Origin of the sequence: Klebsiella oxytoca NBRC 105695, assembly GCF_001598695.1 — a bacterium.
Taxonomy (GTDB): domain Bacteria; phylum Pseudomonadota; class Gammaproteobacteria; order Enterobacterales; family Enterobacteriaceae; genus Klebsiella; species Klebsiella oxytoca.
On the sequence record NZ_BCZK01000001.1, the window covers coordinates 474,226 to 485,843 of the forward strand.

Consider the following 11,618-nt stretch of genomic DNA (forward strand, 5'->3'; position numbering starts at 1 on the left):
TTTAAAGTCATTATGTTTATAATGTTCGATAAACGGCTTACCTACAATAGCGCCTCTTGTTTATCAGGAGGTAGATATGTTGGGACGTGCCGCGCTGGTACTGGTTACTGCGCTATTGATGTTTCCGCAAATAGCGGAAACGATTTATAGCCCGGCGCTGACCGATATCAGCGCCCGGTTTTCCGTGAGCGCAGCGCAGGCGGCGCAAACGCTCTCCGTATACTTTATCGGTTTTGCCGTCGGCGTTCTGTTGTGGGGCGGATTCAGCGATCGCTACGGTCGGCGCCCGGCCCTGCTGGCGGGGTTAGGTGTCTACGCGGCGGGGTGCCTGCTGGCGCTGTGGGCCAGCGATTTTTCGCTGCTGCTGGTGGCGCGGATCGTCACGGCCGCTGGCGCGGCAACCGGCTCAGTGGTGACGCAGACGGTTCTGCGGGACTGCTATAGCGGGCGGCAGCTGGCGGGGATTTTTTCGTTTATCGGCCTGGCGCTGGCGGTGAGCCCGGCCATCGGGGTCTATATCGGCGGCGGGTTGACCGCCATCTGGGGTATGCGCGGTGTATTCAGCGCGCTGGCGATTTTTGCCGCCGCGCTCCTGCTGGGCTGCCTGTGGTTGATGCCGGAAACGCGCCCGCATAACCTCAGGGGAGGGTCTTTTCTTGACGTGCTGAGGCGGATGGCGGGCGACAGGCGTATCGCTCTGGCGGCAATTCTGGTGGCGGCATTTAACATCAGCCTGTTCAGCTACTACAGTCTGGCTCCCTTTCTGTTCGCCAGATTCGATCTCGATGCCCTGGCCTTTGGCTACAGCGGCGTGGCGCTTGCCGCGGGTTCGCTGTTCGGCGCGCTGCTTAACCGCCGTCTGCTGCGTCAGAATGTCCCGCTGGGGCAAATGCTCGCGATCGCCTGCATCCTCCACCTGGCGGGCGCTGCCGCCGTGTACGTGCTGCGGGAATCGCTGTGGTTTGTGGCGCCGGTCGCGCTGGTCACCCTCGCGTATGCGATGGCGATCCCGCTGGTTCTGGGATCGGCGCTGAGCGCCTATGGCGACTGTCGGGGCACCGCCGGCGCCATTTTCGGCTTGTTTTATTATCTTCTGATAGGCGCCGGTCTGCTGGCGGCCGGATGGGGGCAATCGCTGGGCGCATCGCTGCTGCTGTGCGCTGGGGTAAGCCTCATCGCCGGGTGGCGCTATATGCACTCGCTCAACGACGCATAAGGCCGATTTCTGGCAAAGCTTAGTGATTTAATTTCTTTGTTATTTAACGCGTTATCTCACATCTTCGGGGGAGCAAAACGATAACGCGAAAAGGTAGCTTCAGGAATGGCAAAAAGCAGATCGGCCTATTTGCATCCGCAGCAGCGCGAGCGGATTCAGCAGTTGTCCCGCAGCTGGCTGTGGCGCAGCGAACTGCCGACCTGGCTACTGATTTTTGCGATCTACGGCGGCTGGTTTGCCTCGCTGGCCTGGTGGCGCGCGCTGGGGCTGTTCCCGGCCACGCTGCTGCTGGTCTGGTTCACCGCCTGGTATATGTCACTGCAGCACGAGCTCATTCACGGCCATCCCACCTCGCGGCCGTGGTTTAATCAACTGCTGGGGACCCTGCCGCTGGCGGTCTGGTACCCCTATGGTCTGTATCGCGACTCGCACCTGGCGCACCATAATCATCATCTGCTGACGCAGCCGGTTGACGATCCGGAATCCTACTATTTTACGCCGCAGAGCTGGCAGCATTTTGCCCCCTGGCAGCGCAGTCTTATTCATCTGCGCAATACGTTTATCGGCAGGCTGCTGGTAGCGCCGCTGCTGGATATTGCCCAGACGCTCAGCTGCGCGCTGACGGCGCTGCGTCTTCGGCGGGTGAAGACGCTAGCGATGTGGCTGGTTCACGGCCTGCTGCTGGCGGCGCTGTTCGCGTGGATGCATCACCTTGACTTTTCGCCGCTCTATTTCGTGCTGGCTGTCAGCTATCCTGCGCTGGCGTTAACCAAAGTGCGCTCTTTTCTTGAGCACCGCGCCGCGGATGATCCGCTGGCCCGTTCGGTGATTAACGAGGCGGGACTGGTCTGGCGGGTGCTGTTCCTCAATCTCAACTACCATTCAGTGCATCACGATTTGCCGGGCGTACCGTGGTACGGGCTGCGAAAAATCTATCTGCATAATCAGGCGGAGTATCAGCGGCGCAACGCCGGGTTTGTGGTGCGCGGCTACGGTGAATGGCTGCGGCATTTTTTTGCCAGACCGGTGGCGGTGAATGCGCATCCCGGGTTCAACCAGCAGGGTAAGGCGGATGAAGAGCATGAGTGAAAGGCTGGCGTTTCCGATGTACGCGGTGAATGACGAGGATACTCAGGCGCTCTGGCGGGCGGTGCGGCAGCTGCTGGCGGCTCGCGGCGTGGTGGATGAGGATGGGCTGTCATATACGGTACCTGAGGATCTGCTGGCGCACTGGCGCCATCCGGCGCTGCTGTTGAGCCAGACCTGCGGTTATCCGCTGGTGACGCTGTTGGCGAACGTGCAAACGGTCGGCTGTTTTCACTATTCGGCGCCCGGATGCGAAGGGCGGAACTACCGCAGCCTGCTGGTGGCGCGTGAAGCGGACGGAGGGAAGTCGCTGGCAGATTTTCACGGGCGTCGGGTCGCGTGCAATTCGCCGGATTCCCAGTCCGGCTATAACGTGCTGTTAAAAATGATCGCGCCGCTGTCGCGCGATGGGCGTTTCTTCTCAACGGTCGCGTTTAGCGGCAGCCATCGCCAGTCGCTGCGTGAAGTTCAGCAGGGGACGGCGGATATTGCCGCCATTGATTGCGTGACCTGGGCGCTGCTGCAGCGTCATCAGCCGGAGGCGCTGGCGGGGCTGACGGTGATTGCCCATAGCCCGCTGGCCCCGGGGCTACCGCTGATTACGTCGGCGACGACGCCCGCGGCGACGCTGGAGTTGCTCAGAGAGGCATTGCAGCAGCTGGTGAGCGATGAACGCTATCAGCCGCTTTGCGAAGCGCTGTTTATCTGCGGCTACAGCGATATGCGGCGCGCGGACTATCAGCCGCTGCTGGCGTGGCGTGAAGAGGCCGCGGCCAGAGGCGTTGTGCGGCTATAGTTGGCAATTGCCTCGGGCCGCGGCGCAAGCGCCTTGCCCGGGCTACCCGATCGCAGGCGGTTGTGAACCCGTAGCCCGGTCATACAGCAGCGCCACCGGGAAGCAAGTCGCAGCGCGGTCAGAGAGTCGAATTCAGGCGTTGACGTCAATTGGCGTAGGGGAGCGTCGGGCTGGCGAGCGAAGCGAGTTAAAACGCGCTGGGGCTGACGGCGTCGATCCTCTCTCCGCTAACCGGATGCACGAAATGCAGTTCGCTGGCGTGCAGCATCAGGCGCGGTGCCTGTTCTGTTCCCGGAAGCGCCATGCCGCCGTACAGATCGCAGCCCAGAATAGGATGGCCAAGGTGCTGGCAGTGAATACGCAACTGATGGGTGCGGCCGGTTTCCGGCGTCAGCTGGACTCGCGTTACCGGCACTTGACCTTGATAGCGCAGGCGCTCCACGACCCGATAGCCGGAGCGGGCAGGTTTGCCGTGGCGCGGGCAAATCGTCATCAGCGGAAACAGCGCCGGATCTTTGGCTATCGGAGCGTCAACGGTTCCTTCATCATCCGCCAGATGCCCGCACAGCAGCGCGCTGTAGACTTTGCTCACCGCACGCTGGCTGAACTGCTGGCAGAGCGCGGCGTTGATGGCCTTGTTGCGCGCAATCACCATCAGCCCGGAGGTGCCGAAATCAAGACGATGCGCCAGCGTGCAGCCGGGAAACTGTTGTACCAGTCGATAATGTACCGAGTCGAGATTCAGGGGATTTTTCCCCGACAGGCTCAGCAGGCCTGAGGGTTTATCGATCAGCAGCAGATGGTCATCCTGGTAGAGGATATCGATTTCAGCGTGGCACGGCGGGGCGATAAAGGTATCGATAACGGTAGACATCAGGCTGCACGGAGAGAGAGTGGAGGCGGATAATAGCGTATTATTCGCCTTCACGCGAGCTATGCGGTGACGGTACTCATGGCCTTAATATGCTGCCAGAAACGTTCGGCGGACTGGTTGAGCCGCGCACCGGAGCGATAAATATAGGCGCCGATCGGCAAGGACAGGCTCTCATCCATTATCGTCAGGCGGCCTTCCTCGAGCTCGCGCTTGATAGAGTATTGCGGCAGCCAGCCCACGCCGTCGCCGTTGAGGATCATACGTTTTAACAGCTCGCTCATTGAGGAGACAAAGGTCAGCGAGAAGGTAATTTCCGGCTTGCGGTCGATCACCTGATTCACCTGGCGTCCCATATAGCTGTCGTTGGCGTATTTCATCAGCGGCAGCACCCCGCGATGCAAATTAAAAAGCGGTCTGCCGTGCTTATCGCAGGGAGAAACGAGGTGCAGCGCTGAGTCGAAAATTTTATGATTGATAAACGGATAGTTCATCAGCTCTTCATTATAAAACGACAGGATAAAATCACTTTTGCCTTCTTTAAGATTAAATACGGCATCGTTGACATTAATCGATTCAACATGAAAAGTTTTATTCTTCCGGTCGGTATAACCGGCGATAATTTCTGGCAGTAATAAAACGGAAAGCGACGGCGCAGCGTCGATTCTTATTTTCTGCGTGGTGTTGTTCAGCCCTTTAATTCGGCTGATCTGGAAGTCCATATCGTCGAGCATATTTCGTGCGTAGCCAACGAAAATCTTCCCTCGGTTGGTCAGCTGCAGCGGGTTTGCCGAACGGTCGAAGATGCTGAAGCCCAGCGAAGACTCGAGCGCCTGAATGCGGCGGCTGAAGGAGGACTGCGAAATATTGCGGCTTTTGGCCGCGAGCGTAAAGCTTCTGGCTTCCTCAAGGGCAATCACATCGTAAAGCCATTTTACTTCAAGATTCGCCAGCACCGATCCATTCCTCATTCCTGCAATAAATGCTATGCAATTTTAGCATAACGCATAGAAACTATGCAATTAACATACTTACCTACAGGTGTTAACATTTTTAGCAGAGTTAGCTTATGAGGTATACGTGCCAACGATATTTCTAAAGTACAGGCGAAACCCTACACGAGCACGATTTTAAATCGCCGGCTCTGGTCTGTTCATCCTGGTTATTTAATTGCACGATGGTTTTTTTATTAAAATAAATCCATCTGCTTAACTGACGGGTTGAAATAACCGAATAGCATCTTATCCAGCCAATAGTTTGTCAGGAGTGCCATGTCACGTATTGAATCAGTAAAAGACGCTCTTCTTGCGCTCGGAATTCAGGAAAGCAGCGAGCTGTTTTATAACCCCGATTACGACTTGCTGATTGCGCATGAAACCAATGCAGAGCTCACCGGCGCGGCGCGCGGCGTCATGACCGAGTCCGGGGCCGTTGCCGTGGATACCGGGATCTTTACCGGACGCTCTCCGCGCGACAAATATATCGTCAGAGACGAGCTGACGCGTGACACCGTCTGGTGGTCCGATTCCGGCCTTGGCCGCAACGATAATAAGCCGTTATCCACGGAGATTTGGGCTGACCTGAAGACGCTGGTTGCCGGACAGCTGAGCGGCAAAAAATTGTATGTTGTCGATGCCTGGTGCGGCGCCAGTCCGGCAACGCGCCTGGGCGTCCGCTTCGTCACCGAAGTGGCCTGGCAGGCGCACTTCGTCAAAAACATGTTTATTGCGCCGAGCGCGGAAGAGCTGGCTGAATTTACGCCGGACTTCGTCGTCCTCAACGGCGCGGGCTGCACCAACGACAAATGGCAGGAACAAGGGCTGAATTCCGAGAACTTTGTCGCCTTTAACCTGAGCGAAAAAATTCAGCTGATCGGCGGCACCTGGTACGGCGGCGAAATGAAGAAGGGTCTCTTCTCGGTGATGAACTATCTGCTCCCGCAGCAGGGGATCGCCTCGATGCACTGTTCAGCTAACCGCGGCGAAGCGGGAGACGTGGCGCTCTTCTTTGGTCTGTCAGGCACCGGCAAAACCACGCTTTCCACCGACCCGCTGCGTCAGCTGATCGGCGATGACGAGCACGGCTGGGACGATGAAGGCGTGTTTAACTTCGAAGGCGGCTGCTATGCCAAGACCATTAATCTTGACCCGCATGCCGAACCGGAAATTTACGGCGCGATTCGTCGTAACGCGCTGCTGGAAAACGTGGTGGTCAGAGCCGATGGCAGCGTGGATTACGCCGACGGCAGTAAGACTGAAAATACCCGCGTTTCTTATCCGCTGTCGCATATTGACAACATCGTGAAACCGGTATCGCGCGCGGGCCATCCGTCGAAGGTCATTTTTCTTGCCGCCGATGCTTTTGGCGTGCTGCCGCCGGTATCCCGTCTGACAACCGAGCAGATGCAGTATCATTTCCTGTCGGGTTTTACCTCGAAGCTGGCCGGAACCGAGCGCGGCATTACTCAGCCCACGCCAACCTTCTCCGCCTGCTATGGCGCGGCCTTCCTGCTGCTGCACCCGACGCAGTATGCCAGCGTTCTGGCTGCGAAAATGGCGGCATCGGGCGCCGAGGCCTGGCTGGTGAATACCGGCTGGAACGGAGAGGGCAAGCGCCTTTCGCTACGCGATACGCGCAATATCATCAGCGCGATCTTAAACGGCACTACCGGCGAGCTGCGCGAGGAGACGGTCCCGGTGTTCGGTCTGTCTATTCCGCAAACCGTGCCAGGCGTGGATAGCGCGCTGCTTGACCCGCGTAGCGGCTGGTCTTCCGCCGACAAATGGCAGGAGAAGGCCGAAAGTCTGGCGCAGTTGTTTATGGATAACTTCAGGCAATATAGCGATACCGAAGCCGGCGCCCGCCTGGCGTTAGCCGGTCCGACGCTGACAAAATCAGCCGTTACGGCCTAAGGCATTTTTTCAGCGACCAACCCGGGCAGCCGCCCGGGTTTTTTACGTTAGCCATCGCCGGGTGAATGGCGCAGGAACTTGACTCTGCCTGTTTAGCGATTATAAATAAAGGGATGCAGGGCTCAGGATTGGGTCAAAATAACCTCATGGCATTATTGTTATGAGAATTATCCTGGTAACCCCGCTGCGATGATCCCTCGATACGCTGATATCGATAAATAAAGGAATGACTATGAAACTCTGGAGTAAAACGCTAATCGCTTCTGCCGTATGCTTATTTCTTGCCGGCTGTGATGATTCCTCAAAGGTTGATGCTAATCTGGATAAAGCAAAAGATAACGCCCAACAAATTAAAGAGGCGGCGTCCGATAAAGCCGACGCAATTAAGGATGAAGCTGATAAACACATTGATGCAATAAAAAAACAGGCGGCGGACGAGGCCAACAATCTCAGCAGCCAGGCCTCCAGCATCAAGGCGGAGGCGGATAAAAAAGCGGAAGCAATTGCTCAGCAGGCCCAGGCCCAGGCTGATGCCGTCAAGCAGGATGCCCGGCAGAAAAGCGACCAAATCGTGCAGGAAGCTGGCAAAATTAAAGACAGCGCGATTGTTGATGCCAATAACCTGGCCAACGATGCGGCGAATAAAACAAAAGAAATTAAAGAGAGTATCGCTCCCGCTAAAACCGCAGAAGATGCGGCCAATGCGAACCAGCAGACATCACACTGATTATTTTTCGCCCTCCGCCTTATGCCAACATTATCTTCAGCGCGTTGGTTCGCTGAAGATAATGTGGATTCAGCCTTTTATCTGTGGGTCACCCAGACGAGTTTATCGACCGGGAAGCCCAACTTCCGCGCAATGCTCACATACTCCTGCTTCACGGAGTCAGGGATGGTCGGCGTGCGCGACAGGATCCACAGATAGCCGCGATCGGGGCCGCTGACCAGTGCATATTGATACTGGCTATCCAGCGCGATCACGTTATAGCCACCGTAAAACGGGCCAAAAAAGGAGACTTTCAGCGCCGCAGTATCAGGAGCGCCGGTGAAATAAGCTTTACCCTCGCTCTCGTTCCATTTTTGTTTCTGCGGATCGTAACCACGGTTAACTACGCTAATGCCGCCATCGCTGCGTTGACCGTAGGTCGCGGTGACCTGCTCCAGGCCGCGTTCGAAACGATTTTCAAGGCGGGCAACTTCATACCATTTGCCCAGATACCGACTCGCGTCAAAGTCGCTTATGGGCTGGACACCTTTGGGTGGCGTGGGGGATTTACAGGCGACAAGGGTTAATGCGATAGCAACGCCAGTCAGAACAGGCCATATCTTCATGTGAAGTCCTTTTGTGAACGCAGGAACAGGGAGTATAGCGCAGGCTTATTCTTTTCCCGATCGTTGAGGTTATATTCAGAAAAATCTATCGTCCCCGGGACGAATAGCATTCTGCGCTTGTTTCCATAACCGCGTTTATCACGAAAAATTGAATATATTTTCACAGCCCAGCTGCTAACGTTTAATTGTTATTATCCGCAACAGGAAAACATTGTGAAAAAATTATCCGGTCTGGTTCTGTTATCTGCTATGTCTTTCATCCCCGCAGCGTTTAGTGCTCCCACCGGGACGCTCAGCGTACATATTCTCAATCAGCAAACCGGGCTGCCTTCCTCGGGCGTGACGGTGACCCTGGAAAAACAGCAGGCGAATAAATGGACCGAGCTTGCAAGCGGCGTAACCGACAACGATGGCCGAATTAAATCGCTGTATCCGGCAGAAGGGGATATGCAGCCGGGGATTTACAAAGTGACCTTCAAAACCGGCGATGACTTCAATAAGCAGAAACTGGCCTCATTTTTCCCGGAGATCCCGGTTCTCTTTACCGTGACGCGCACCAATGAAAAGCTACATATTCCTTTGCTGCTCAGCCAGTATGGCTATTCCACCTATAAAGGTAGCTGATCGCTCGCAATAAACACGCTTTACCTCACGCCATAATAAACAAAAGCCTGCTTACAAGCAGGCTTTTATCTGACGACTTTCGGTAGCGCGCCGTGCTTATTGGTTTTGCTGGAGGATCCTTAAAAAGTCCGCTTTATTGGCAATCAATGACAGCGCTCTGGCGATAACTTCATCGCTAAAGATTGACGCGACTTCTCTTAGCACATCAATGTGCTCACTCTCTTTAGCAATCACGCCAATGGCAATGAACATGACGTTATTTCTGTCCCAGATTACGCCGTCAGGGAACTGATAAATCTCAACGCCGGTTTTAACTATGATGTTTGTGGCTGATTTAGGCAGATGCGGCAGCGTAATGCCGTTACCTAAAAAGGTGGAGACCTGGCGCTCTCTTTCAGCAAGAAAGGCCACGCAATCTTCACTGACATAACCCCTGGCCTTAAAGTCAGCGCCAATCATCGCCAGCACTTCCGCTTTATTTTTCGCCCGGCATGACAGATGAAGATTATCTTGCGTAATGTTATCGATCATAATCCGCTTTCCTTTGTTGCTGCATTGAGTCGTGCTGAAGATTTATTGGCCGACAGCTCTTCTTCCAGCTGCTCCAGCGATTTATTTGATGTTTCAGGTAGCGCCGTGACGACAAAAATAATCGCCAGGTAGTTAATCGCGGCAAAAATCAGGAACACCGGGCCTAACCCGAGCTTGGCCTGCAATAATGGGAACAGATAGCTGACGATGGCGTTCATCACCCACATGAAAAATACCGATATGCCCATCGACAGTCCGCGGAACTTGAGCGGAAAGAGTTCCGCCAGCACCACCCAGGTGATAAAGCCCATCGTCCCCTGCATTACGCCAACGAACATCGCGCCGAGCAGCCAGATGGCCGTGGCTTTGATGTCGCCGACCAGGGTGTAGTCTACGCCGGCAATGATAAGGTGCAGGGTAGCCATGATCGCGAAACCATAAATAATGATGGTTTTACGCTTAAAACGATCGACCAGGAACAGAACGCCAAATAACATGCCGCCGACGGAGAACACGCCATTGAGTACGTTGCAGATGAGGGAGGTTCTTTCGGAGAATCCGGCGCTGCTCAGGATCTCAGTGCCATAGTACATGATGACGTTGACCCCGGTGGTCTGCTGCAGCGCCGCCCAAATCACCCCTACCAGCAGGAGTTTGAAAATCCATGGCGTCTGAAGGATGGTGATAAAGGCGTTTTGCGAATGGAGCTTTTTATCGGCTTCGGCCTTAATTAAGGTGGTGATATCGTTGAATTCTTTGGTTGCGCGTTCAAGCGGGCGGATTTGCTTTAAAATTTCCAGCGCTTCTTCATGGCGGTTTTTGCTAACGAGCCAGCGAGGGCTTTCCGGCGAACGCAGCATGCCGATAAACAGGCAGATAGCGGGAATGGTCTGTACCATCAGCATATAGCGCCAGACGTCGGGCAGATGGCCCCAGAGGATGCCAATAATGGCGTTGATGGCAAATGCGGCTAACTGGCCGATGACAATCGCGACTTCATTTAAGCCAGTGAGTTTTCCGCGCATTTCCGTTGGCGCGACTTCAGATATAAAGGTGGGGGCGGTGACCGAAGCGCCGCCGACGGCATAGCCGAGGATGAAACGTGAAATAAGCAGTACGGTGATATCTGGCGCCAGAGCGGACATCAGTGCGCCGATGAAAAAAATAAAGGATAAAAAAAGCAGGTATTTTCTTCGGCCAAAGAAATCGGCGAATTTTCCCCCGAACACGCTGCCTAGCGCAGCGCCGATCAGCAATACGCTCATGACCAGACCTTCAGTGGTCGGCGTCAAAGCCATATATTGTTTCAGAGAGGAAAATGCGCCATTAATAACGCCGGTGTCATAACCGAATAACAGGCCGCCAAATGTCGCAACCAGGGTTATCTGGTGTAGTCGTTTTCTCTGCTGTAGGTTCAGATTCATAATAAGAGACATTTTTATACCTTTTGTTTTGATTAACGGCACGAGATAAAAACGTGTCATCCCATCCCCGTCATGGCCTGCCTTTGCGCCAGGCGAAGCACGGTCGGGATGAAATAATTTTTTGTTCTTAGTGCAACTATTTAGCGCGATTGCTATGCGCTAAATAAAACCGATCAAAGAGGTTTCTTTTTGATTAATGATGAATCATCGGTAGATGCGGGGCTGGGTCCTCCGGGATGGTCGACGTTCAGAAAGTCCCCGGCAGCGTGAGGGTGGAAAAGGGGTGGGCCAATATAAACGGTTCTGATAAATCCTGATCTCACTTCCTTCATTGCATCCTCCGGGGGGTTAGGATTTCTGCTGCGCCATTAAGGCGGGCAGAGTGCGTTTAGTGAGACGTTATTATTGACGCAATAAGTGAAATAAAAATGCAAACAGATCACATTTTGAAAGTTTTGTTTCGAGTGTGTTTTGTGAGGCAAGTGTAGCAGCCTTGTTTATACCAGGGCTTTGTTTATAATCATCTGATATATAGAGTAATTTTTTAGCTTGCAAATGGGGGGTGTAGCTATCAGTATGCCGATGTATTGTTAAAATTATGATATATATCACATTTGTTTACCGCATATTTTATGGAACTTAAATTCCATTATTGAAATTATTTTAATTTTTATTCGAAATTTGATGGCAAAAAGCTGCTGCCGTGGCGAGCGTTAACATTCACGGCTTAACCTCCTGAGTCCGCTTTTTGACCGCAAGCGAAGGCTGAGATCTATGTATGTCGTCAATGATTAGCGGCGGGGCGGCCCCGGGAAAGAGAATTGAG

Annotated in this window: 11 protein-coding genes; 6 read left to right on the forward strand and 5 right to left on the reverse strand. The window is 54.3% G+C overall.

The features are described 5' to 3' along the window. The first annotated feature begins 76 nt into the window (after window positions 1-76). The 3 genes from KO1_RS02080 (at window position 77) to KO1_RS02090 (ending at window position 3,098) form a co-directional block, all read left to right on the forward strand. Window positions 77-1,216 (forward strand): multidrug effflux MFS transporter, encoded by a 1,140-nt coding sequence (locus KO1_RS02080; protein WP_024274384.1) that lies wholly within the window; start codon window positions 77-79, stop codon window positions 1,214-1,216. A 105-nt stretch (window positions 1,217-1,321) separates the two neighbouring features. Further along, on the forward strand, window positions 1,322-2,305 hold the full coding sequence (locus KO1_RS02085; protein ID WP_024274383.1) for a fatty acid desaturase: 984 nt from the start codon (window positions 1,322-1,324) through the stop codon (window positions 2,303-2,305). After that, the gene (locus KO1_RS02090) at window positions 2,298-3,098 is read left to right on the forward strand and encodes a phosphate/phosphite/phosphonate ABC transporter substrate-binding protein (RefSeq protein WP_017145662.1); all 801 of its coding nucleotides are present in this window, start codon (window positions 2,298-2,300) and stop codon (window positions 3,096-3,098) included. The genes KO1_RS02085 and KO1_RS02090 overlap by 8 nt, the downstream gene beginning before the upstream one ends. A gap of 187 nt (window positions 3,099-3,285) precedes the next feature. Here the strand turns inward: KO1_RS02090 and KO1_RS02095 are convergent, their stop codons facing one another. Both KO1_RS02095 and KO1_RS02100 read right to left on the reverse strand, forming a co-directional pair. After that, window positions 3,286-3,972: an RluA family pseudouridine synthase gene (locus KO1_RS02095; RefSeq protein WP_004103197.1), complete on the reverse strand. Its 687-nt coding sequence runs from the start codon at window positions 3,970-3,972 to the stop codon at window positions 3,286-3,288. Between the two features lie 59 nt (window positions 3,973-4,031). Beyond that, window positions 4,032-4,925 carry a LysR substrate-binding domain-containing protein gene (locus KO1_RS02100; protein ID WP_004103196.1) on the reverse strand — a complete coding sequence of 298 codons (894 nt, stop codon included), beginning with the start codon at window positions 4,923-4,925 and terminating at the stop codon, window positions 4,032-4,034. Window positions 4,926-5,240: 315 nt separating this feature from the next. On the opposite strand from KO1_RS02100, the gene pckA reads away from it, so the two are divergent. Together pckA and KO1_RS02110 are read left to right on the forward strand one after the other, a co-directional pair. Beyond that, window positions 5,241-6,881 carry a phosphoenolpyruvate carboxykinase (ATP) gene (pckA, locus tag KO1_RS02105; protein WP_024274382.1) on the forward strand — a complete coding sequence of 547 codons (1,641 nt, stop codon included), beginning with the start codon at window positions 5,241-5,243 and terminating at the stop codon, window positions 6,879-6,881. Between the two features lie 232 nt (window positions 6,882-7,113). After that, window positions 7,114-7,608, forward strand: a complete 495-nt coding sequence (locus KO1_RS02110) for a hypothetical protein (protein WP_004103192.1) — start codon at window positions 7,114-7,116, stop codon at window positions 7,606-7,608. A gap of 77 nt (window positions 7,609-7,685) precedes the next feature. Here the strand turns inward: KO1_RS02110 and KO1_RS02115 are convergent, their stop codons facing one another. After that, window positions 7,686-8,213, reverse strand: coding sequence for a lipocalin family protein (locus KO1_RS02115; RefSeq protein WP_023321204.1), 528 nt, complete (start codon window positions 8,211-8,213; stop codon window positions 7,686-7,688). A 249-nt stretch (window positions 8,214-8,462) separates the two neighbouring features. Between KO1_RS02115 and uraH the strand changes: the two genes are divergently transcribed. Continuing rightward, the gene (uraH, locus tag KO1_RS02120; protein WP_029779342.1) at window positions 8,463-8,837 is read left to right on the forward strand and encodes a hydroxyisourate hydrolase; all 375 of its coding nucleotides are present in this window, start codon (window positions 8,463-8,465) and stop codon (window positions 8,835-8,837) included. A 96-nt stretch (window positions 8,838-8,933) separates the two neighbouring features. On the opposite strand, the gene KO1_RS02125 is transcribed toward uraH, so the two are convergent. Both KO1_RS02125 and KO1_RS02130 read right to left on the reverse strand, forming a co-directional pair. After that, window positions 8,934-9,368, reverse strand: coding sequence for a PTS mannitol transporter subunit IIA (locus tag KO1_RS02125; protein ID WP_004103186.1), 435 nt, complete (start codon window positions 9,366-9,368; stop codon window positions 8,934-8,936). Further along, on the reverse strand, window positions 9,365-10,804 hold the full coding sequence (locus tag KO1_RS02130; protein WP_004113687.1) for a sugar porter family MFS transporter: 1,440 nt from the start codon (window positions 10,802-10,804) through the stop codon (window positions 9,365-9,367). Before KO1_RS02130 ends, KO1_RS02125 begins: the two co-directional genes overlap by 4 nt. Window positions 10,805-11,618: the final 814 nt, after the last annotated feature.

What these genes read in the sequence shown, in the direction of transcription:
- KO1_RS02110 (WP_004103192.1), top strand. Translation starts at nt 7,114, where the DNA reads ATGAAACTCTGGAGTAAAACGCTAATCGCTTCTGCCGTATGCTTATTT.
- KO1_RS02080 (WP_024274384.1), top strand. Translation starts at nt 77, where the DNA reads ATGTTGGGACGTGCCGCGCTGGTACTGGTTACTGCGCTATTGATGTTT.
- pckA (WP_024274382.1), top strand. Translation starts at nt 5,241, where the DNA reads ATGTCACGTATTGAATCAGTAAAAGACGCTCTTCTTGCGCTCGGAATT.
- KO1_RS02095 (WP_004103197.1), bottom strand. Translation starts at nt 3,972, where the DNA reads ATGTCTACCGTTATCGATACCTTTATCGCCCCGCCGTGCCACGCTGAA.
- uraH (WP_029779342.1), top strand. Translation starts at nt 8,463, where the DNA reads ATGTCTTTCATCCCCGCAGCGTTTAGTGCTCCCACCGGGACGCTCAGC.
- KO1_RS02085 (WP_024274383.1), top strand. Translation starts at nt 1,322, where the DNA reads ATGGCAAAAAGCAGATCGGCCTATTTGCATCCGCAGCAGCGCGAGCGG.
- KO1_RS02130 (WP_004113687.1), bottom strand. Translation starts at nt 10,804, where the DNA reads ATGTCTCTTATTATGAATCTGAACCTACAGCAGAGAAAACGACTACAC.
- KO1_RS02115 (WP_023321204.1), bottom strand. Translation starts at nt 8,213, where the DNA reads ATGAAGATATGGCCTGTTCTGACTGGCGTTGCTATCGCATTAACCCTT.
- KO1_RS02090 (WP_017145662.1), top strand. Translation starts at nt 2,298, where the DNA reads ATGAGTGAAAGGCTGGCGTTTCCGATGTACGCGGTGAATGACGAGGAT.
- KO1_RS02125 (WP_004103186.1), bottom strand. Translation starts at nt 9,368, where the DNA reads ATGATCGATAACATTACGCAAGATAATCTTCATCTGTCATGCCGGGCG.